Source organism: Bacillus sp. PK3_68 (assembly GCF_003600835.1).
Classification (GTDB): Bacteria; Bacillota; Bacilli; order Bacillales; family Domibacillaceae; genus Pseudobacillus.
The window spans coordinates 1673682-1690676 of the sequence record NZ_NQYC01000001.1; the positions used below are offsets into that span (position 1 = coordinate 1673682).

At 39.2% G+C, this 16995-nt stretch carries 33 protein-coding genes and 1 tRNA gene; 11 read left to right on the top strand and 23 right to left on the bottom strand.

Annotated elements, in window-relative coordinates; genetic code table 11:
- Window positions 1-11 precede the first annotated feature (11 nt).
- A complete protein-coding gene (locus CJ483_RS08730; protein ID WP_120034056.1) occupies window positions 12-194 on the bottom strand; it encodes a hypothetical protein in 183 nt (60 codons plus the stop codon).
- Window positions 195-320: 126 nt separating this feature from the next.
- Between CJ483_RS08730 and CJ483_RS08735 the strand changes: the two genes are divergently transcribed.
- Window positions 321-515, top strand: coding sequence for a hypothetical protein (locus CJ483_RS08735; protein ID WP_259455593.1), 195 nt, complete (start codon window positions 321-323; stop codon window positions 513-515).
- A 545-nt stretch (window positions 516-1060) separates the two neighbouring features.
- Window positions 1061-1510, top strand: coding sequence for a CBO0543 family protein (locus CJ483_RS08740; RefSeq protein WP_120034058.1), 450 nt, complete (start codon window positions 1061-1063; stop codon window positions 1508-1510).
- 54 nt (window positions 1511-1564) lie between these two features.
- On the opposite strand, the gene CJ483_RS25010 is transcribed toward CJ483_RS08740, so the two are convergent.
- From CJ483_RS25010 to CJ483_RS08805, 17 genes are all read right to left on the bottom strand, one after another.
- Entirely contained in the window at window positions 1565-1693 is a 129-nt protein-coding gene (locus CJ483_RS25010; protein WP_259455594.1) for a hypothetical protein, read from the bottom strand.
- Between the two features lie 34 nt (window positions 1694-1727).
- Entirely contained in the window at window positions 1728-2204 is a 477-nt protein-coding gene (locus CJ483_RS08745; RefSeq protein ID WP_120034060.1) for a hypothetical protein, read from the bottom strand.
- On the bottom strand, window positions 2182-2634 hold the full coding sequence (locus CJ483_RS08750) for a DUF1064 domain-containing protein (RefSeq protein WP_120034062.1): 453 nt from the start codon (window positions 2632-2634) through the stop codon (window positions 2182-2184). Before CJ483_RS08750 ends, CJ483_RS08745 begins: the two co-directional genes overlap by 23 nt.
- A complete protein-coding gene (locus CJ483_RS08755; protein ID WP_120034064.1) occupies window positions 2634-3332 on the bottom strand; it encodes a dUTP diphosphatase in 699 nt (232 codons plus the stop codon). Before CJ483_RS08755 ends, CJ483_RS08750 begins: the two co-directional genes overlap by 1 nt.
- Before the next feature lie 2 nt (window positions 3333-3334).
- Window positions 3335-3502 carry a hypothetical protein gene (locus CJ483_RS24465; RefSeq protein WP_182917004.1) on the bottom strand — a complete coding sequence of 56 codons (168 nt, stop codon included), beginning with the start codon at window positions 3500-3502 and terminating at the stop codon, window positions 3335-3337.
- The gene (locus tag CJ483_RS08760) at window positions 3502-3687 is read right to left on the bottom strand and encodes a hypothetical protein (RefSeq protein ID WP_120034073.1); all 186 of its coding nucleotides are present in this window, start codon (window positions 3685-3687) and stop codon (window positions 3502-3504) included. The genes CJ483_RS24465 and CJ483_RS08760 overlap by 1 nt, the downstream gene beginning before the upstream one ends.
- Window positions 3687-4592, bottom strand: a complete 906-nt coding sequence (locus CJ483_RS08765) for an ATP-binding protein (protein ID WP_259455595.1) — start codon at window positions 4590-4592, stop codon at window positions 3687-3689. The genes CJ483_RS08760 and CJ483_RS08765 overlap by 1 nt, the downstream gene beginning before the upstream one ends.
- On the bottom strand, window positions 4477-4914 hold the full coding sequence (locus tag CJ483_RS24470; RefSeq protein ID WP_182917005.1) for a hypothetical protein: 438 nt from the start codon (window positions 4912-4914) through the stop codon (window positions 4477-4479). The genes CJ483_RS08765 and CJ483_RS24470 overlap by 116 nt, the downstream gene beginning before the upstream one ends.
- Window positions 4915-4982: 68 nt before the next feature.
- Entirely contained in the window at window positions 4983-5411 is a 429-nt protein-coding gene (locus tag CJ483_RS08770; RefSeq protein WP_120034075.1) for a winged helix-turn-helix transcriptional regulator, read from the bottom strand.
- Between the two features lie 8 nt (window positions 5412-5419).
- Complete coding sequence (locus CJ483_RS24475) at window positions 5420-5581, bottom strand: hypothetical protein (RefSeq protein WP_182917006.1); 162 nt, start codon at window positions 5579-5581, stop codon at window positions 5420-5422.
- Window positions 5578-6387, bottom strand: a complete 810-nt coding sequence (locus CJ483_RS08775) for a PD-(D/E)XK nuclease-like domain-containing protein (RefSeq protein WP_259455596.1) — start codon at window positions 6385-6387, stop codon at window positions 5578-5580. Before CJ483_RS08775 ends, CJ483_RS24475 begins: the two co-directional genes overlap by 4 nt.
- Entirely contained in the window at window positions 6329-7255 is a 927-nt protein-coding gene (locus tag CJ483_RS08780; protein ID WP_120034079.1) for a hypothetical protein, read from the bottom strand. Before CJ483_RS08780 ends, CJ483_RS08775 begins: the two co-directional genes overlap by 59 nt.
- Window positions 7255-7449, bottom strand: coding sequence for a hypothetical protein (locus CJ483_RS08785; protein WP_120034081.1), 195 nt, complete (start codon window positions 7447-7449; stop codon window positions 7255-7257). Before CJ483_RS08785 ends, CJ483_RS08780 begins: the two co-directional genes overlap by 1 nt.
- A 98-nt stretch (window positions 7450-7547) precedes the next feature.
- Window positions 7548-7754 carry a YqaI family protein gene (locus tag CJ483_RS08790; RefSeq protein ID WP_120034083.1) on the bottom strand — a complete coding sequence of 69 codons (207 nt, stop codon included), beginning with the start codon at window positions 7752-7754 and terminating at the stop codon, window positions 7548-7550.
- Window positions 7755-8041: 287 nt separating this feature from the next.
- Complete coding sequence (locus tag CJ483_RS08795; RefSeq protein WP_120034085.1) at window positions 8042-8278, bottom strand: hypothetical protein; 237 nt, start codon at window positions 8276-8278, stop codon at window positions 8042-8044.
- Window positions 8279-8806 (bottom strand): helix-turn-helix domain-containing protein, encoded by a 528-nt coding sequence (locus tag CJ483_RS08800; protein WP_120034087.1) that lies wholly within the window; start codon window positions 8804-8806, stop codon window positions 8279-8281.
- A gap of 69 nt (window positions 8807-8875) precedes the next feature.
- Window positions 8876-9055 carry a helix-turn-helix domain-containing protein gene (locus CJ483_RS08805; protein WP_120034089.1) on the bottom strand — a complete coding sequence of 60 codons (180 nt, stop codon included), beginning with the start codon at window positions 9053-9055 and terminating at the stop codon, window positions 8876-8878.
- Window positions 9056-9120: 65 nt separating this feature from the next.
- Between CJ483_RS08805 and CJ483_RS25715 the strand changes: the two genes are divergently transcribed.
- Complete coding sequence (locus CJ483_RS25715) at window positions 9121-9315, top strand: double zinc ribbon domain-containing protein (RefSeq protein WP_120034091.1); 195 nt, start codon at window positions 9121-9123, stop codon at window positions 9313-9315.
- On the opposite strand, the gene CJ483_RS08815 is transcribed toward CJ483_RS25715, so the two are convergent.
- Together CJ483_RS08815 and CJ483_RS08820 are read right to left on the bottom strand one after the other, a co-directional pair.
- Window positions 9308-9580 (bottom strand): hypothetical protein, encoded by a 273-nt coding sequence (locus CJ483_RS08815; RefSeq protein ID WP_120034093.1) that lies wholly within the window; start codon window positions 9578-9580, stop codon window positions 9308-9310. The two genes, CJ483_RS25715 and CJ483_RS08815, sit on opposite strands and share 8 nt — an antisense overlap.
- A 12-nt stretch (window positions 9581-9592) precedes the next feature.
- Entirely contained in the window at window positions 9593-9826 is a 234-nt protein-coding gene (locus CJ483_RS08820) for a helix-turn-helix transcriptional regulator (RefSeq protein ID WP_120034095.1), read from the bottom strand.
- Between the two features lie 154 nt (window positions 9827-9980).
- On the opposite strand from CJ483_RS08820, the gene CJ483_RS25410 reads away from it, so the two are divergent.
- The 6 genes from CJ483_RS25410 to CJ483_RS08850 all read left to right on the top strand — a co-directional run bounded on the left by CJ483_RS25410 (window position 9981) and on the right by CJ483_RS08850 (window position 13679).
- A complete protein-coding gene (locus tag CJ483_RS25410) occupies window positions 9981-10328 on the top strand; it encodes a helix-turn-helix domain-containing protein (RefSeq protein ID WP_120034097.1) in 348 nt (115 codons plus the stop codon).
- A gap of 126 nt (window positions 10329-10454) precedes the next feature.
- Window positions 10455-11099, top strand: coding sequence for a DUF3862 domain-containing protein (locus CJ483_RS08830; protein ID WP_120034099.1), 645 nt, complete (start codon window positions 10455-10457; stop codon window positions 11097-11099).
- A 73-nt stretch (window positions 11100-11172) separates the two neighbouring features.
- On the top strand, window positions 11173-11718 hold the full coding sequence (locus CJ483_RS08835; protein WP_120034101.1) for an ImmA/IrrE family metallo-endopeptidase: 546 nt from the start codon (window positions 11173-11175) through the stop codon (window positions 11716-11718).
- A gap of 17 nt (window positions 11719-11735) precedes the next feature.
- Window positions 11736-12119, top strand: a complete 384-nt coding sequence (locus tag CJ483_RS08840) for a helix-turn-helix domain-containing protein (RefSeq protein WP_120034103.1) — start codon at window positions 11736-11738, stop codon at window positions 12117-12119.
- Between the two features lie 4 nt (window positions 12120-12123).
- On the top strand, window positions 12124-12330 hold the full coding sequence (locus CJ483_RS08845) for a hypothetical protein (protein WP_120034105.1): 207 nt from the start codon (window positions 12124-12126) through the stop codon (window positions 12328-12330).
- Between the two features lie 176 nt (window positions 12331-12506).
- Window positions 12507-13679 carry a tyrosine-type recombinase/integrase gene (locus CJ483_RS08850; protein ID WP_120034107.1) on the top strand — a complete coding sequence of 391 codons (1173 nt, stop codon included), beginning with the start codon at window positions 12507-12509 and terminating at the stop codon, window positions 13677-13679.
- 97 nt (window positions 13680-13776) lie between these two features.
- On the opposite strand, the gene CJ483_RS08855 is transcribed toward CJ483_RS08850, so the two are convergent.
- Window positions 13777-13849, bottom strand: a tRNA-Ala gene (locus tag CJ483_RS08855).
- Window positions 13850-13946: 97 nt separating this feature from the next.
- Between CJ483_RS08855 and CJ483_RS08860 the strand changes: the two genes are divergently transcribed.
- Window positions 13947-14939 carry a potassium channel family protein gene (locus CJ483_RS08860; protein WP_120034109.1) on the top strand — a complete coding sequence of 331 codons (993 nt, stop codon included), beginning with the start codon at window positions 13947-13949 and terminating at the stop codon, window positions 14937-14939.
- Here the strand turns inward: CJ483_RS08860 and CJ483_RS08865 are convergent.
- Together CJ483_RS08865 and CJ483_RS08870 are read right to left on the bottom strand one after the other, a co-directional pair.
- Window positions 14929-15333, bottom strand: coding sequence for a YugN-like family protein (locus CJ483_RS08865; RefSeq protein ID WP_120034111.1), 405 nt, complete (start codon window positions 15331-15333; stop codon window positions 14929-14931). The two genes, CJ483_RS08860 and CJ483_RS08865, sit on opposite strands and share 11 nt — an antisense overlap.
- Before the next feature lie 84 nt (window positions 15334-15417).
- The gene (locus CJ483_RS08870) at window positions 15418-16581 is read right to left on the bottom strand and encodes an iron-containing alcohol dehydrogenase (RefSeq protein ID WP_120034113.1); all 1164 of its coding nucleotides are present in this window, start codon (window positions 16579-16581) and stop codon (window positions 15418-15420) included.
- A gap of 135 nt (window positions 16582-16716) precedes the next feature.
- On the opposite strand from CJ483_RS08870, the gene CJ483_RS08875 reads away from it, so the two are divergent.
- The gene (locus CJ483_RS08875) at window positions 16717-16950 is read left to right on the top strand and encodes a DUF378 domain-containing protein (protein WP_120034115.1); all 234 of its coding nucleotides are present in this window, start codon (window positions 16717-16719) and stop codon (window positions 16948-16950) included.
- Window positions 16951-16995 lie beyond the last annotated feature (45 nt).

Here is a 16995-nt window from a genome sequence, read left to right on the forward strand (position 1 = left end):
TCCTGGCTTTTTTATTGTCTTCTTTTCAATTCTTCCTGAACCAAATCCAGTATGTAGCGCTGATGCTGCATATATTCTTCAACTGGGTCATCACCGGCAACATGGGAACCAATACGCCTTTTTGCATCTTCCACCAGGAGAAGCAGCCCTTCAGTCTGAAGACTCTTAATCTGCGATTCTAGTAAAATGCTCATTTAAAATCCTCCTTTGCATTTTTAGCGTTCTTTACAATAACTTTTTAATTGAAATTCCCTATATTCAAAGCCCCACACTATTTTTACAGTAAAGTCATACTTTATATAAAAAAGGGGAAAGTCATAATGGATAATCATCACAAGGATTATGTTATTGATACTGTTATTTCCTTGTTAGATATACTGGTAATTATTCAAAGTAAAGACCATCAAATTTTAAAAACTGTTCTTGTCGTTCTTTTAAATACTGTTACAAAAGATCGTTTAATACGCATTTTATTCGTTTTGTTGACCATTATCTGGAGTGAAGTTTCAGAGTAGGAGGCTGAACTAACCTTTTAGATGTAAAAGGTTAGTTCTGTTTTTGTACAGCTCCCTAAACTCATGACTAAACTCCATGTCCTGCTCGCTATAGAACAGATAACTGGCAGGCTTTTTCTGTCTTGTACAGCGAACTTATTGCCACAGCTACATACATAGCCATCTAAGATCATGATGAGCCTCCTTGAAAATTTTGTATATTCCTCAAAATTTACGAAACACTAAAGAATAGCTATCAAAAAAATAAAACAGGTGACTCTTGTGAAAGTTTTAAAATATATAGCACTAGCCATTGGGTTTGCGGTGTATTTGTGTCTGCTAGGCTTTGTAATCTACGACACGTTTTTATCTAAATGGTTCTAAAAGATCACTCTTCATACTCACAGCTTCCATAAGGTATTCGCACTGAGGGCACGCCTTCATTGGAACGATGCCCACCAGCATTTCTGACTACTTACAATCAGCGTTCTCTTTCGTGAAAGAGGTATTAAACAAGTTACTATCGAGAATGATAAGATTAATGTCAAAAATAGGAGAAATAAAAAATGATTTATCACATTATTTTAGGATTTGTTCTCCCATGGACAATTGCAGGAGTTTATTTATGCAAAAAACACACAAAGTTAACGGCTCTTTTCCTCCCAGTGGGTTCAGCAATAGCATTTTTATTTAATGATCTGGGCCTTAATCACTTTTGGGAATTAAAGCCTTCTTTTAAAGCCACCTTCATCACTACAATCCCTTATGATTTAGGAATTTATCCAATTTTATTTTGTTTATTTATAACTGCCATTCACTATAAAAAGTTAAATTTAAGAACTGCCTTTCTTTTGTTTATATTAGGTACGACACTATTTGAGTTTATTTCTGTATTACAAAATAAAGTTATTTATAGAAATGGGTGGAATATTTTTTTGACTGCTTGTAGTTATTTACTTGCTTACATAATGGTCTTTTTCTATTATCGCTTATTAATAAAGCTCAAAATTTTATAAGTAAGTAGCCCCTAGAATTAGATATTTCCCACTAACAGATGCATTAGTTACTCATCACATTCTCCTTAATTCTTTTGTCCATTCCCAGTTATTCATATCCCGTGCCATATTGATGCAGAGCTGTTTCAATTCTGCTAAGTCCACTATTGTTAAATTGGTATATTCCCGGACTTCCTTCCCCATCAGTGAGCCCTCCCTTATTTTCAGAGACTATTTATTAAAACAACGACATCTGCTCAAAATTAGCTGCCTTTTCCTCAACAAGCTCTACCTCAAAAGATTCTTCCAATGCTTCCTCTTCAATCAGTTGAAAATCAGTAAACCAATGAAGAGGGAAACATCCACCCAGCTGCTTCCGTTCCCGATCTTTATAAAAAATGGCGTTTTTCTGATTGGCTTTCGGAAGGATAAAATACCGATTCTTTAGTATGTGATACGTAAACTGTTTCTCCGGCTTCCAGATAAACTGCGCGCTGTACATCTTACCTGGCTCTAATGAGGGAAGATCAGCAGCATCCGGCTCAGGCGGCCACTCTTCAGCAACCTGGAATTTATCAGCCTGAAAGCATCCCATGTGAGCCTCTTTGTTTGGAAAGCGAGAAACATAATAATTTAACGGTCCGTTTGGAAAAAGATAAACGGTTTTAGGAAACTCACCGGACAGCTCCAGATCAACGCACCTTCCTTGTAGCACGCTTTCTTCCCCCTCTCAGCGCCGTTTTCTTTCTTTTGTAAGCCTGATACTCTTTCGTTGGTAAAAAGCCCTTGTGGTCCTGGCTGTATGTAAGCAGGCTCAATGTGTGAGGATATTTAAACTCAAACAGCTTTTTCTTTATCTTGAAGGCTTCGGTTTCGACTCCCTTAATGTCCACTACTTCAATGCTTCCGTCCTTCTTATGCACTTCAAAATCTGCTACATATTCAATTTTCCGATGTGTTACACCGTTCTTTTTAAAAGCTTCCTGCAGCAAGTACCTCGGCTGGATATGAAAGGAAAGAATTTGCTTATTTGCTTGCAACCATTTCAATTGATCATAGTATTTAGCTTCTGCGAGACTATCAAAAACATGACCGTCTCGCTCCACCTTTTTATTTCCATACTTGGATTTTTGATTAACCGCCATCAATATCCGTTCTCCTGTCTGGCATGGTTCACGGCATTCTTATTCATGTACGCTTCTTCGATCTGCCCTTCTGTGAATTTAAAGCCAACCAACCCGATTGCAACGAATAGGAACCAAGCACTTTTGAAGTTAAATTCTTGCTTTGTAATAGCAAAATACTGTTCGATCTTTTTGTCTCGATCAATTTCCATGTACGACTTTAGAAGAAGGTAAGTCATTTCATTAAATGCACCTGTCAATCCACCTTGGAATCCTTCACGTTGAATATCCAGTACTGCTTCTTGGTGAATATAAAGGGATTCTTGCCAGCCTTTTTCATTGGCGATAGATAAGAAGAAGCTGAGACAGTCTGCATATTCTTCTAAGAGTGGATTTCTTACATCACTTATCCCGCCACATTCACACTCTGGGCAATCAATATACTCATGAACGCCATTCCCTTCGGCATCTTCTTGTACTGTTTCATAATTCAAATCACCGGTTCCGTTACATAAAGAACAAGTAACATCTTCTTCGGTTCTCGGCTCCTGATCATTACTCCATTTCTTAAAGCCACGCCAATTGTTTGCTAGTTCTCCGATTTCAGTAACCAAAGCAAGTGTTTTCCACGAGGTGTTACCTGTTTCTTCAAGCCCCTTTTCTTTAGTGATATGCGCATCCAACTCTTGCTGCATAGCAACCAACTTTTCTAAATTCATAATCAAATCCCCCTTTTTAATACCGCTACCGTAAGTAATCGCCGTAGTTCGATGTATCTCATTTCGTAGATAGAAACATCCTCACTTTGACTGATCCCCATGTCTTGTAATTGTTCAATGACAGACTGTCGTTTCAATTTCTGAACAGTTACTTTTTCTTTAGTTCTCATCAGCTCACTTCCTTCTTAGCAAGGTCAGCTTGACGTTTAACTTCCTGAAATTTCTTTTTAAAATCCGCCCAATTTTTCTCCCAAATTTCTTTCGGCATTGGTCCGCATTTCGGGCAAGGTTGTACAAAACTCAAAGAGCCGCTACCACCTTTATCAACATAAGTACCTTCGCACAATTCACACATTATCTTTTCAACCTCCAGTCAATTCCTTCTGCATCCAGCAGATATTTCCCACATTCCCCGATTAGTCGGCTGCCCCCTGCATGTCCAATCTTGTCAGCGAGAGTGCCGCGATCTTCATTACTGTTAAACACAATGGGTTTTCGTCTCCGGTATCGCTCATTGATAATCGTGTAGTACATTCGCTCTCGCGGCTCAGTCCAATTGATTTTTCCAATATCATCCCAAATGAGTACATCTGCTGATAAAGCACCGTTTAAAAGGCGGTTGTACGTTTCTCCACCGTCATCCATTTGCTTTGCTTGCATAAGCTCTTCCATGAAGGTTACATCCGATACTGTCAGCACATTAAACCCTTCTTTGATCAGTTGTTTAGCCAAAGCAATTTGCAAATGAGTTTTACCAATTCCGTAATTGTTGTGTTTTTGTTTCAATGCGGCTCGTTCTGCAGCAGGCATTTCTTTCAATCTCTGTTCTCCAAAAACGGCGACTAGACCAAAGTTATCAGGCGGAATCACTTTCTCTTTCTTGTCACCGTCTTTGATGATCTTAAAAAGTGCTCGATACTCCTTTGTTAACTCCAACATTTTCTTCTGAATGGGTGAGGCAGTTTCATAGTTTTCAAAGTTCGCTTGTGTAAATTCCTCTGGGATCATAGACTGTTTAAATCGTCGTCTCCAAGCTTTTCTCTCCCGACATTCACAAGGCTTAGAATAGTCATATAACAAGTCATTAGTTGCGTTCTTTTGGTAATAAACTAGCTCTGTATCCTTACAAATGGGACATTCATATTCATCCGCCCCAAGCTCTTCTGGCTTCTTCGAGCTCTCGATAGACATCATCCGTTGATTTGCCTTTGCTTGTAGATCCGCCATAACTTCTGCGATGCTGGTAAACTTTCTGGCCATCGGTGTTAGCCTCCTTTTCTGCAAAATGCCTGTCTAAAATTTTGGGAAGGCAATAACTAAAGCTATTAATCTTGTCTCTAGGATGTTTAGGAGCATAGCTGTCAAAGCATAATTTAATCCATTCCAATGCTTTATCTACATTGACTCCATAGCTTAAAAGCTCACGGATGCTTTGCTGGTCTTTCACATTGACATCAAAGCCGCCAATCCCTGCTAACTCCATGTAATAATTACGTATTCGCTCATAATCGCTTTTCGGAGAATTACCTGGTATTTGTCCCACACTCCCATTGGGCAGCTGAACGATTTCGGTTGTAGGCACCCCGCCAGTTGGTTCTTCGCGCGCATTATCAGCAGAAGCAGTATTTATATCTTGTTTTATATCAAGTTCTATATCTTTATTAGAGTGACCATTTTCGGCACCCCCCTACCAAATATGGCACCCCTGTATTCATTTTCGGCACCCGTGCCATATTTAGCACCCGTGTCATTTTCGGCACTCTTTTTGAATTTCTTTGAATTCCTCACTTTGATAATGTGCCCGTATGGTGTTCGGGTCATTAAGATATATCCTTCTTCTTCGAGCTTCTCAAAGTTCCGTTTAACGGTTGATTTGCTGCCACCCATTTCTTTGGCTACATCGTTATATGAAACCGGCTTTCCACCGAGAACGATGCCCAAAAGCTCACCGTCCTCCATTACTTCTTTCGTTGTTGTACTGATACACCAAAGGAACTCCCACAAAGCTGGTCCTATCTTTTTTCTGTGTTCCGCTGTTAATAGTCCAGAAAATACAGGAAAGTAAAAGCTGCTGGGCATCGTATCACCTACTTCCTTTCACAAACAGCAAATCCGTTTTCTACTCGTTTAATCATGTAGTCTGGATAGCAAGTCTTCATATATTGCAAGATTAATTGTTTCAGCTGCTCCTTATTTTGAGCTTCTTTCCATAATCGTTGAGGAAGAAGAACGCGGGTTTGTACGATCATTGCCAGATCAACTCTCCAATCTCTATGGTGTCGTTGAGTTGCTTAGTCATTCGGCAGTAATCACATTTCTCGCACCGGATTGGCTTTGCTTTCCCTGATTTCACTTCAAGCATCCGTTCTATTTTCATTTCGATGTATTCATATTCGAAATCGAAGCGTGTTGCATCGAAGTGCAACACTGCTTTATTCGGCGGGTTTTCCTTTGTCACAGCAACGATATAAGGTGTATAAGTGTTTCCTGTGACCTCCTGTAAAACACGTCTATACAGCGCCATCTGGAGCACATAATCCCAAGCTTCCACAAAAGAAACCCAGTTATCGTATTTAACTGACCAGTGACGCTTATAAAGGTCCTGTGTCGTTTTCAAATCACTAAATGTCCGGCGGCCATGATGAATGCTGTCCACTTTGATTTTCCAATCTGTTCCGAATAAATGAGCTGTATAAATCTCTTCTTTGTCACCTTCCATAGCAAACATGGCAAAGGGATCTGCTTTTAACGTTTCAATCATTCGATCAGCTGTTTCAAAGTCGGAATACTTGCCGCCGCGTGCCTTGAAGATTGCTCCATTGTTTTCTTCAAGAAATTTTTCAAATGCCTCATTACTCTCAAAAGCTGCATGAACATAGGAGCCAACTAATAAGGCGTTGGAGTAGGGCTCTGTATAAGCCCCACTCAGTTTTGCCATTGTTTTTGCTTCACACTCTATAAAGTTTTTAAATTGTGAAACGGAGAAAAATTCCTGATCAGCTTTGTTCGAATGATAGTTCTCCTTGGTCAAAGTCCATTGCTGTGTCTTCGGCACTTGGCTTCACCTCTTTTTCTGGTTTAGCCTCTTCTTTTTCAGAAGCAGCTGTTTCCTTGTTCTCGCTTTCGAACGACTTAGCCAGATCACTTTGCTTGTTCTTTTTAGAAGCACCCTTATCGAACCAGTCTTCCACTTTGCTCATCCCGTCTTTCAACGAATTGAAGATCTTAATTAGATCTACATAATCAACTTCTGTGAAAGCATCGGCGTTATACCCAAACCGAGTTTCTATCATTTCCTGAGTTACCTTATATTGATTTTTAAAAGCTGTCAGTGCATTGGCGATACGATCTTTTAACGGTCCTTTATTATTTCCTGCCAGTGTCTTGTTGCACTCTTCTACCGCCGTTTCAACTATGTCTCCAGGAATGATGCCGAGTATGCATGCTCGGAGTCTTCTAGCCCCGTTATTAGCGACCAATTCATAAATATCTCGCGGATCGTCCAGCTTATTAATCTTCCCTTTTGCTTTACGAGAATGTTTAACCGTAAACACCTTTTCTTGCCGCACATTTGTTTCTAAGTCCCAAGCATAGGCCATAGCAACCGACTCGCCTTCGCGCTGTTCAAGTTCTTTAACTCCAAAAGCGAGATTCCCCCAATTCTGGGCTAAAACTTCTGCTAGTCGAATAGACGGCCCTTCAACCATTGCCCCTCCTCTTGGATATCTATAAATAGCTGTTTGTGCTAATGAAGGACGCTTGCATGCATCTAAAATGCGCTGTTCAGACTGAAAGACATTTCTGGGGAATTGGCGGGCCATGAAAATCTGACCCTTTACTTCTTCCATTTCACGGGAAGATGATGCCTGTCCAAGTACGCTTGGCTGTTGCTGCTGATTAAATTGTTCAGTTAACTGATTCATTAAATGGCCTCCTTAGTAACTGTTGATAGTAAATCGTTATATTGCTTCACCAGTTCCTTCAAATCCTCGTGTGTCCCCACTCCAGCAACGGCTTGGCTTACACCTATATACACGGAATCCAATGCTCTCTTATCGTCCATATCCGGGAAAGTCCGCTTTACCTTGGTAAAGTTAGCCTCTAAACAGATGTTCATTTGGATTCACTCCCCTTGATTTAATTTTCATAGTTCGATAAAATTGACGTATCAAATATTTTTTAAGCCCTGACTCGCTCTGCAAAGCGAGTCTTTTTTCATTCCGCTGTTTTATACTGCGCTCCGCAACATTCAATTAGATAATCCTCCAAGTTACTTTCCAGAATGATTTCGCCGTTAATTTCGATGATTTCATCCCCTACAAGAATTTCATCACCCATAGCATCAATGCCAACGTGTTCTGGCTGACTGATCATATTTGCATAACCCGTTTTCATTGTCTGAGTAATTGCTGGATGTTCCATTTCTTTCACCTTCTTTCTGACGGATGATGTCCATCGTCAGCAGCCCGAACTGATCAGGCACAGGGGAGAAGCCCGTTCCGGCCGCTGACGATGAGCACCTAAATAAGTGCCCATCAGAGGGAAAATGTGTTATAATGAAGTTGTCTAATTACCTTTGGCGGTAGGCTTTCCTAGAGCTTGCCGCTTTTATTTTTGTTCTTTTTTCAAGTCCTCTGTTGCTAAACACCAGTAGTATCCACCTGCAAATGACATCAAAATAATTAACGCTATATCCACTTTTCATCCTCCTAACCAACTCTGGCTATTAGTTCTGCTGGAATCCCTTTCTCTTTCAAACGTTGTACCATTTTTTCTAACTGCGCTTGATCTGCTCTTTCTTCTTCAAGTCTTTGCAATTCCCTAAGAGATTTTAAAAGATCAATTGCTGTTCTTTCTGCTTCTTTTAAATCTCCATTTACTAAGCTTTCCTCGATACGATAAAGACAGGTATGTGCACATTGTTTTTCCTTCATTTCTGTTGACATTCAAATCCACCCTTTCGCTTTCCATTTAGGTAGTAACCGCTGAATTCGCTTCATGATTGGAATGTTATATTCTCTTTCAAGCATCATAACTAGGTTGTCAATAAATGCTCTTGCTTCGACTAGTTCATCCACTAGTTTTTCAATGTTCTCTCGCTCCTCTGCTGTAGTAACACCGGGAGGTTTAGCAAGACAAACCTCCTCGATCTTCTGTAAAGCTTCTTTGATTTCTCTTTCTGCATTGGCTTCCATTGCCAGCCGGTGACGCTCAATAGTTGGTCCTTTAAGTACTGGTGATGTGTAACCGTTACTAAATTCATAAAGTAACTCGCTTCTAAATTCTGGACTGTCGCCATAAACCTCAATGGATTGTTTAGCAATATCCTGTTGCATAGGCCGTCTGTCAGTTTTATAGTGGCTGATCAGTTGAGGAGAAACGTTCAAATCAAATGCCATTTGACCATTCGTCATTCCCTCTTCCTCTAACAAACTAGTTACTGCACTTCCAACATCGGCTGATTTCTTTATCATGATCCGTCCCCCTTTGTATTTAATTGTTAATTTCGCAATACATAAATTGGTAGTATGCTAGATTTATAGTTAAATAGCTTGTTGCTCCTGTTTGCGAATCCAAGCGTCAATAGTCTCTTTAGAAAAGAAGATCCGGCTTCGGATTTTAAAATGAGGAATTTCATTTTTTCTCACCATGCGATAAACCGTTTCTCTAGTGACACCAAGATATTCTGCCATTTGCTGTGGTGTAAGACGTTGAGTGGACATTAGCTCACCTCCTTACCTGACTCCCCTTCCTGCGGTAATATTTTCATAGGAAGGGAGGTGTAAAAATGGGTTACTACTATATTTGTTCAAGTTGTGAAAAAAATTACGGAATCGGCTTTCAGGGTTCCTATCCTTCCACAGTTGAGTTTTGTCCAGAAGATGGAGCTAAACTAGTAAAATCTTGTCCAAAATGCAATGAAACGATTGATAAACTAAATCAGAAGTTCTGCCCTCATTGCGGCGAGAAATATGTCAAATAGTTAGCTTCGTCCCACAATATACGCAAAATTTTGCTGGTTTACCGATCTGAGGAATTTCTCTTTCACATGACTGACAATTCACTTTATTTTTAGCCGCCGTTGCCGCGGTGGCTTCCCTTGTAACATTAATCAATTCAGCAGTAGCTTTAATGACCTCCGGCAGAGCGCCCAATTTCTCGCTGGTGGGCGCTTCAATTGTTCGATTAATCCAAACGCACAATGTGGATATAGTATCTTCAATGAGGCGTTTTTGTTCCTGATTCAACTTGGTTTCTCCTTAGCTGACTTCTTTTGAACCGCTTTTATGTTTCATTTCGTTACATTTGTTTTCAAAAAAAATTGTCCACTCGAAACCTAAAGTTTTAGCGATTCGTTTTGCTACATTTACACTAGGATTTCTACTTCCTGATTCAATCATTGTATAGTAGGCACGTTTTACATTTGATTCTTCGGCTACATCATTATGTGTAAAGCCTCTTTGAAGCCTAAGTTCTTTAAGCCAAACTCTCAATTTGCCACCCCCTTTGTATCGTTTCGTTACATTTATTATAGTATCGATATGTTACATAGTCAAGCTAATACGCAAAAAAAGTTTCTTTTTGTTACATATAGTTTAAAGTAACTATCTGTTACAGTAGAATGGTCTTTGAAAGGGCGTGAAACCTTTGCTGCCAGAAAGGCTTATAAAATTAAGAAAAGAAAACAAAAAAACACAACAACAAATAGCGGATTTTTTAGGGATAACCAGACCCGCATATACAGCTTATGAACGGGGAACACGCCAACCAGATTATGAAACACTTCGTAAGATAGCGGATTACTATATGGTATCCACAGACTACCTTCTTGGTAGAAGTGACAACCCTGATCTAGATGGCTTAAGCGATCCTGCCTTCATTGCTTTTACAAATGATCCAGAACTTCAACACTGGTATAAAGAGCTTCCAAAAAGCCCAGAGGATCGTTTACGTAAATTAAAGAAACTATGGGAGATCATTAAGGATGAAGAATAACACGCCTTGTGCGTGTATTTATTTAACTTTTTTACGGTAAAATTTAGTATTTTAAGAGGTAAATAGTACTTTCTGCAAATAGTAGAAATGTACTTGTTATAAATATGCACAAAGAGGGGATAGAAAATGAAGAAGTTTTTTGCATTTGGTTGTCTGGGCTTTGTAGGACTAATTGTATTAGCGATTATTGGGATAGTAATGATTGGTGGAGATTTTACTACACAAACATCAGACAACAGTAATGAAGATGCACAAACTACAGCTGCTGATCCAAAGCCTGCTGAAGAATCAAAAAAAGAAACTACCAAACTCACAAAAGAAAAATTTGAACAAATTAAAGATGGAATGTCTTATGATGAAGTTGTTAAAATTGTAGGTAGCGAAGGAACTCTTCTATCTGAAACTGGAGATTCAGGAACAGAGTTTCACACTCAAATGTATGAGTTTGAAACAGATGGCTTTCTTTCTAGCGCAAATATGACTTTCCAAGGTGGCAAGTTAATAAATAAAGCTCAAATGGGACTCGGTGGAGACTCAGATGTGACTGTTTCTTTAGATGAATTTGGTAAAATTGAAAATGGAATGTCTTATGATGAAGTAACGCAAATCATAGGCGGAGAAGGAGAAAAGCTATCTGAATCTGGCGAGGAAGGTTCTGAATTCCATACTGTTATTTATAGCTATAATGGAGAAGGTGGACTTGGAGCAAATGCCAACTTTACTTTCCAAGGCGGAAAATTAATGAATAAAGCTCAAATGGGCTTAAAATAATATCATCCCCACTTCTGTGGGGCTTTCTTTTAACTCACAACCGAACATATATTCTCTTCAAGAGGTGAGGCCAATGGAAAATTGCTATTCTTACACACCATTAGAAACTTATGTAAAAGATTTATATTATTCACTGTCGATTTATCGGCCTGAACAACTTGATTTAAAGTTAATCGCCGAAAAACTAAGAATTCGTATCTACTACGAGGATATGCCAAGCGAAGCTTCTGTGTATGCTGGACGTAGCAGAATTATACTTGATGAAAGATTAACACCACAGCAGCAATGGCAAGATTTCGGCCATGAACTTTGCCATATCTTAAGGCATGTTGGAGAGCAGTATGGTATCCCTTCTTCTTTCCGGCTACTACAAGAGAGGCAAGCAACTAATTTTATGTATCACTTTTGCATACCTACTTTTATGTTGGAGCTATTATCCTTTCCTTGGAGAAAAAGCGAAGTTATTGAGTTGATTTCAAAGACCTTCAATGTTGAATATGAATTTGCTGCTCAAAGGCTTGAACGTTGGATATTGCAGAAAGAGAGCTCTTTATTCTATGAGAGAATCTTTGACCCCATTTGGCATTACCAAGTCGAAGCTATCAATCAAAAAAAATAATCTAGAGGTGTTTTAAAATGACTATTTTTGCAAAACGTTTAAAAGATTTAAGACTACAAAAAAACCTTTCATTGATAGAACTTTCCCGTAAAGTGAACCTGAGCCGGGATGCTTTGGAAGCCTATGAACAAGGCAAAAGAATTCCTGACCTTTCGCAAGTATTTAAGTTGAAAGAGTTTTTTAATGTTTCTTTATGCTACCTCATAGGCAAAACAGACAATCCAACTGAAATCATTGACATTTCTAATGAATTTGAAAGCTTTCATATCAATGGAATTCAAGATTTATCAGAAGAAGAAATAAAGAAAATTTCTCTTATAGCCAGCGATGACTCTCTTTATATGGAATGGTATCTCGACAATACAGAAACTGAAGAACCAAATAACTTTATAGAGGACTGATACTATGCTTTCTGAATTTGAAATCAAAAGAGCTAAAAAGTTGAGACAAAAAGCGTTAAAGAATCCTGTTAAACGTGAATTAATTAGAATTCCTGTTTTCGAGAGAGTATACATAAAAGATGGTGAACTTTATGGAGAATTAGTTGGTGATAAAACACCACGAAAAGTAAGTGAATGTACTGTTGAATCTCGACTATCTAAGGGAGATTAATTTTTTTACCTTCAAACAGAACGTACATTCCTAATTAAACCTTAAATTATGAAATAGGAGATTGTTCTGTATTTCTTTGAGATGAATTCGGAAGCTCAAAGAGCTTTTTTGTAGTCTGAGCTATGTTGAATAATACATTTTTAGCTTAAATGATAGAAATAAAGGGAGGTAATCAAATGGCTAGTATCGAAAAGCGCGGGAAAGGCTCCTATCGGCTCACTGTAGAGCTCGGATACGATCATGAGGGTAACAGGATTAAAAGACGAAAAACAGTGAAATGCAAGGGCATTACAGAGGCTAGAAAGGAACTTGCTAAATTTGTTACCGAAGTAGAAAGCGGAGAATACATTACACCGGAAAAAATGTTATTTTCGGCCTTTGTAGATGAATGGCAAGAAAACCACGGAAATAACGAGCTTGGAGAGCAAACAATGGAAAGTTATAGAATGTATTTAAAAAATCATATCTTACCTTTCTTTGGCTCTATGAGACTAAATGAAGTAAAACCCATCCATGTAATTAAGTTTCTTTCAGAAGCGCAACGGACTGACGGACAGGGCGAACTTTCTGTTGGCAGTAAACAATATCTGTATCGTATTCTTCGTGATATATTTCAGCGTGCTGTTGATTGGAAAAAGATTAAAGAGAATCCAGTAGCTGCCGTAAAGAAGCCTAAAGCAAAAAAAGGAGAAAAAAAGAAACGAGCTGAAGTCTATGATGAAGATGAAGTTCGGGCTCTCTTTGCTGCAGCGCAAAGTGAACCGATGCATTGGCGTGTATTTCTTTCTCTCGCTCTAGCTGCTGGATTAAGAAGAAGTGAATTATTAGGAATTGAATTGTCTAAAATTAATATAGAAAAACAAGAAATTTTCATCGATCAGGCTATTGTTCGCGGCAAAAACGGAAAGCCTGTTATTAAGAATACAAAAAGTGATGCTTCTGAACGGTTAATCTCTTTGCCTTCTTCTGTCACATTGGAACTAAAACAATACATTCACCAACTTAAAAAAGAAAGGTTGAAATCTGGTGATGATTGGGTAGAAAAAGAACATGAATGGTTATTCTGTAATATTGACGGAACTCACTTTTATCCAACCACCCCTTCTACCTGGTGGCGACGATTTACCAAACGGGCTGGCGTACGTTACATAAGGCTGCATGATCTACGTCACACATCAGCTACCTTATTAATCAATCAGGGTGTCCATGCAAAAATTATTTCAGAACGTCTTGGTCATGCTGATATTCGGATCACAATGGACACTTATGGCCATGCATTAAAAAAAGCAGATCAAGAAGCTGCAGACAAATTGGATGAGCTATTTTTGAGTGAAAAAAAGCAAGGTTAAAAAAATCGGTCCCCAATCGGGACCCATTTGCTTATTTATTTTTAATTGCTTAATCTTGGGCATAAGAAAAACCCTTGCTGCGCAAGGGTTTAAGTAATGGAGCATAGCGGGCTCGAACCGCTGACCTCTACACTGCCAGTGTAGCGCTCTCCCAGCTGAGCTAATGCCCCGTTCATTGCTCTATTGACTATTATATTAATTTCATCCCAAATAGCAATACCTTTTCAAAAAGAAAGAATATTTAAAATTTAAAAGGAGGATGGCTTTGTGTTCCAAACTATCTATTATAAATTCGTTGAATCTCCTATTTTATTTCGGATTCTCATCATTGCTGTCTTTTTTATTACGCTTTTCGGGACAGCTGTCCACCTCATCGAGCCACATACGTTCCCAACTGTTTTTGAAGGAATCTGGTGGGCGGTCGTTACTGCTTCAACAGTCGGTTTCGGGGATTATGCCCCTAAAACAACCGCTGGAAGGCTTATTGGCATCGGGTTAATATTTGCCGGAGCCGGTTTTTTATCCGCTTATTTTATTAATTTGGCAGCGTCTGCTGTAACTTTGCAAAACTCTTTACGCGAGGGAAGAGCCGTTTACACCCATAAAAACCATCTAGTCATCATTGGCTGGAATGAACGTACAAAAGAAATTATTGATCATTTACATACATTGCCTTTCTCTCGTCACGTCGTTCTTATTGATGAATCTTTGCGGACAAACCCTTATTCAGAAAAGATTGTTCACTTCATTCAAGGTGCCCCTTATAAAGACGAAATCTTAAAAAAGGCGAATATAAAAGAAGCAGCAAGCGCTTTAATTACATCTGACCAAAATAAAAATGAGATGCATGCAGATATGAATTCAATTCTGACTTTGGTAGCAGTGAGAGGCAGCAACCCTTCTCTCCATTGTATCGTAGAAATCTTGACCAATGACCAAGTAATTAATGCTAAACGGGCAGGTGCAGACGAAGTGATCCAAACAAATAAGCATGCAAGCTCTATTATGCTAAGCAGTATTCAGCATGAAGGCGCCTCTGCCTCCATCATGCATTTAATCGACCCAACCAATGGAAGTTTTCTACAATCCATGTCACCCGATCTGGAATGGAACAATCTCCGCTTTGGAGAGTTAGCCATTATTCTTTTGAAAGAGCGTATTCTTTTAATCGGTATTCAAAGAGCGGGCGAGATACTGATCAATCCCCCGCTCTCTTTTCAAATCGGTTCTTCTGATCAATTGCTCGTGATTAAACATTGAGCGTCTTTTCGGTCTCTTCTAGTATCCGTTGCCCGGATATCACATATTTTTCTTTTACTTTCGCATCAGCATCTTCGGGTTCAGCAAACTGGTTAAAAGCCCCTCCTACATTCCCAGGTGTAGCGAGCTCATCGATTCCTCGCTCATAAACATGGGCAAGAATGAATGGAGAGCCGATTTTAACTATGACACCCGGCGAATCTAGCTGGCCATTCGTCGCAATAAAAGGAATTCTTAAAAATTGATATCCTTCTTCATCGTTTATTTTGTAGTCAAAGGAACCATGGTCATAATCCCAATTGCCTCCAATCGAATAACCGAGCGGCTTTAGCTTTTGTTCTAAATCATATAAATTAAAACTTTTTCCTTCTAATGCGGAAGGTAACTGAATCATCTGCTCATCCCCTCTCTTTTTTTATAGTGTCTCCAATAATAAAAAAATTCCGCAGCTTTCTGCGGAATTTTCACATTCTATTTATTACAAGGCAGTACGCAAAATAGCTAACACGCCTTCTTTATTCATTGGACAAAAGCGACCAAATTCTCCTCTCCTCATTGAATGGTCCGCTATTTCCTCCAAATCAGCGCTAGTAATTCCATAATCAGAGAGACGTGCAGGTGCACCGAGGCTTAACCAAAAACCCCGGAGAGCCTCGATGCCTCGAAGACCTCTTTCCTTTTCTGATTTTCCTACCTCATTGACATTAAATACACGGTTTGCCAATTGACTAAAACGAGCCGGTTGAGAATGAATGGCATACTCCATCCACGCCGGAAATAAAATGGCCAAACCACCTGCATGAGGAATATCATATAGCCCTGATACAGCATGTTCAATAATATGGGCTGTCCAGTCACCACGATACCCTGATTGTAGAGTGCCATTTAAAGCGATGGTCCCAGCATACATTACTTTTGCACGGCACTCGTAGCTATCGGGCTGCTTTAAAAGCCGGGGAGCTGTCTCAATAAGAGTTTTTAAAGTTATCTCACTGAAGCTGTCTTGCAAATCCGCACCCTCACCATTCTGAAAATAGTTCTCAAGAATATGACACATAATATCAATAATACCAAAAACAGTTTGATCATGTGGCACTGTCATCGTGTACAATGGATCACAAATTGAAAATTGCGGAAACACATGCTGGCTATGCCAATCAATTTTTTCCTTTGTCTCCAAGTTAGTAATAACAAGACCTGCATTCATTTCAGAACCAGTAGCCGCCAGTGTTAAAATGGTACCTAAAGGGAGAGCGGCTTCTGTCGTTTTCCCTTTTGAAATGAGTTCCCAAATACCGCCTTCATATTTGGCTCCAGCAGCAATGGCTTTTGCAGAGTCAATCACACTTCCTCCGCCAACAGCCAAAATAAAGTCAATTTGCTCTCTTTTACAAATGTCTATGCCTTTTTGTACCGTAGAAAGCCTAGGATTCGGCTCAACACCGGGCAGCTCATAAATATTCGCTTGAATAGCCTTTAATTCTTTTATTACTTCATCATATAAACCATTCTGCTTGATGCTCCCGCCACCGTAAATTAGAAGAATGTTTTTGCCAAATCGCAGCAGCTCTGCCTGCAGCCTGCTGATCGATCCTTTCCCAAAAATCCATTTAACCGGATTATATTGAATAAATCGATTCATCGTTTCTCCCCCTTTACCTTATTATTATAGAGCGACTATATTTTTTCAAAAGAACATACTTTTTCTCTCTATGTATGGAAGCAAACAATTTGCGCATACTAAACATCGTCAGAGATGAAAGGAGGAATAAGAAATATGCATACACTTCAGCGTCTTGCGCTTGTATTTACGATTATTGGGGCTCTTAACTGGGGATTAATCGGACTGTTTCAATTTGATTTAGTGGCAGCTATCTTTGGCGGTCAGGACTCTGTACTTTCAAGAATCATTTATATTATCGTGGGAGTGGCAGGACTGATTAACCTTGGCTTGTTATTTAAAACATGGGATGCAACAGAAAACCGCCGCATGACTGCGCCTAATTCTTAGTTTTGCCTTTTTATACAAAAAGACAAGGCCGGTGAATTATCACCG

What these genes read in the sequence shown, in the direction of transcription:
- CJ483_RS08805 (WP_120034089.1), bottom strand. Translation starts at nt 9,055, where the DNA reads ATGTCCACTCAACGTCTTACACCACAGCAAATGGCAGAATATCTTGGT.
- CJ483_RS08740 (WP_120034058.1), top strand. Translation starts at nt 1,061, where the DNA reads ATGATTTATCACATTATTTTAGGATTTGTTCTCCCATGGACAATTGCA.
- CJ483_RS25715 (WP_120034091.1), top strand. Translation starts at nt 9,121, where the DNA reads ATGGGTTACTACTATATTTGTTCAAGTTGTGAAAAAAATTACGGAATC.
- CJ483_RS08780 (WP_120034079.1), bottom strand. Translation starts at nt 7,255, where the DNA reads ATGAATCAGTTAACTGAACAATTTAATCAGCAGCAACAGCCAAGCGTA.
- CJ483_RS08845 (WP_120034105.1), top strand. Translation starts at nt 12,124, where the DNA reads ATGCTTTCTGAATTTGAAATCAAAAGAGCTAAAAAGTTGAGACAAAAA.
- CJ483_RS08765 (WP_259455595.1), bottom strand. Translation starts at nt 4,592, where the DNA reads ATGGCCAGAAAGTTTACCAGCATCGCAGAAGTTATGGCGGATCTACAA.
- CJ483_RS08850 (WP_120034107.1), top strand. Translation starts at nt 12,507, where the DNA reads ATGGCTAGTATCGAAAAGCGCGGGAAAGGCTCCTATCGGCTCACTGTA.
- CJ483_RS08735 (WP_259455593.1), top strand. Translation starts at nt 321, where the DNA reads ATGGATAATCATCACAAGGATTATGTTATTGATACTGTTATTTCCTTG.
- CJ483_RS08755 (WP_120034064.1), bottom strand. Translation starts at nt 3,332, where the DNA reads ATGAATTTAGAAAAGTTGGTTGCTATGCAGCAAGAGTTGGATGCGCAT.
- CJ483_RS24465 (WP_182917004.1), bottom strand. Translation starts at nt 3,502, where the DNA reads ATGAGAACTAAAGAAAAAGTAACTGTTCAGAAATTGAAACGACAGTCT.
- CJ483_RS08770 (WP_120034075.1), bottom strand. Translation starts at nt 5,411, where the DNA reads ATGCCCAGCAGCTTTTACTTTCCTGTATTTTCTGGACTATTAACAGCG.
- CJ483_RS08870 (WP_120034113.1), bottom strand. Translation starts at nt 16,581, where the DNA reads ATGAATCGATTTATTCAATATAATCCGGTTAAATGGATTTTTGGGAAA.
- CJ483_RS08730 (WP_120034056.1), bottom strand. Translation starts at nt 194, where the DNA reads ATGAGCATTTTACTAGAATCGCAGATTAAGAGTCTTCAGACTGAAGGG.
- CJ483_RS08800 (WP_120034087.1), bottom strand. Translation starts at nt 8,806, where the DNA reads ATGATAAAGAAATCAGCCGATGTTGGAAGTGCAGTAACTAGTTTGTTA.
- CJ483_RS08795 (WP_120034085.1), bottom strand. Translation starts at nt 8,278, where the DNA reads ATGTCAACAGAAATGAAGGAAAAACAATGTGCACATACCTGTCTTTAT.
- CJ483_RS08785 (WP_120034081.1), bottom strand. Translation starts at nt 7,449, where the DNA reads ATGAACATCTGTTTAGAGGCTAACTTTACCAAGGTAAAGCGGACTTTC.
- CJ483_RS08750 (WP_120034062.1), bottom strand. Translation starts at nt 2,634, where the DNA reads ATGGCGGTTAATCAAAAATCCAAGTATGGAAATAAAAAGGTGGAGCGA.
- CJ483_RS24475 (WP_182917006.1), bottom strand. Translation starts at nt 5,581, where the DNA reads ATGATCGTACAAACCCGCGTTCTTCTTCCTCAACGATTATGGAAAGAA.
- CJ483_RS08760 (WP_120034073.1), bottom strand. Translation starts at nt 3,687, where the DNA reads ATGTGTGAATTGTGCGAAGGTACTTATGTTGATAAAGGTGGTAGCGGC.
- CJ483_RS08865 (WP_120034111.1), bottom strand. Translation starts at nt 15,333, where the DNA reads ATGATTCAGTTACCTTCCGCATTAGAAGGAAAAAGTTTTAATTTATAT.
- CJ483_RS08790 (WP_120034083.1), bottom strand. Translation starts at nt 7,754, where the DNA reads ATGGAACATCCAGCAATTACTCAGACAATGAAAACGGGTTATGCAAAT.
- CJ483_RS08835 (WP_120034101.1), top strand. Translation starts at nt 11,173, where the DNA reads ATGGAAAATTGCTATTCTTACACACCATTAGAAACTTATGTAAAAGAT.
- CJ483_RS25010 (WP_259455594.1), bottom strand. Translation starts at nt 1,693, where the DNA reads ATGGGGAAGGAAGTCCGGGAATATACCAATTTAACAATAGTGGACTTA.
- CJ483_RS08840 (WP_120034103.1), top strand. Translation starts at nt 11,736, where the DNA reads ATGACTATTTTTGCAAAACGTTTAAAAGATTTAAGACTACAAAAAAAC.
- CJ483_RS08830 (WP_120034099.1), top strand. Translation starts at nt 10,455, where the DNA reads ATGAAGAAGTTTTTTGCATTTGGTTGTCTGGGCTTTGTAGGACTAATT.
- CJ483_RS08875 (WP_120034115.1), top strand. Translation starts at nt 16,717, where the DNA reads ATGCATACACTTCAGCGTCTTGCGCTTGTATTTACGATTATTGGGGCT.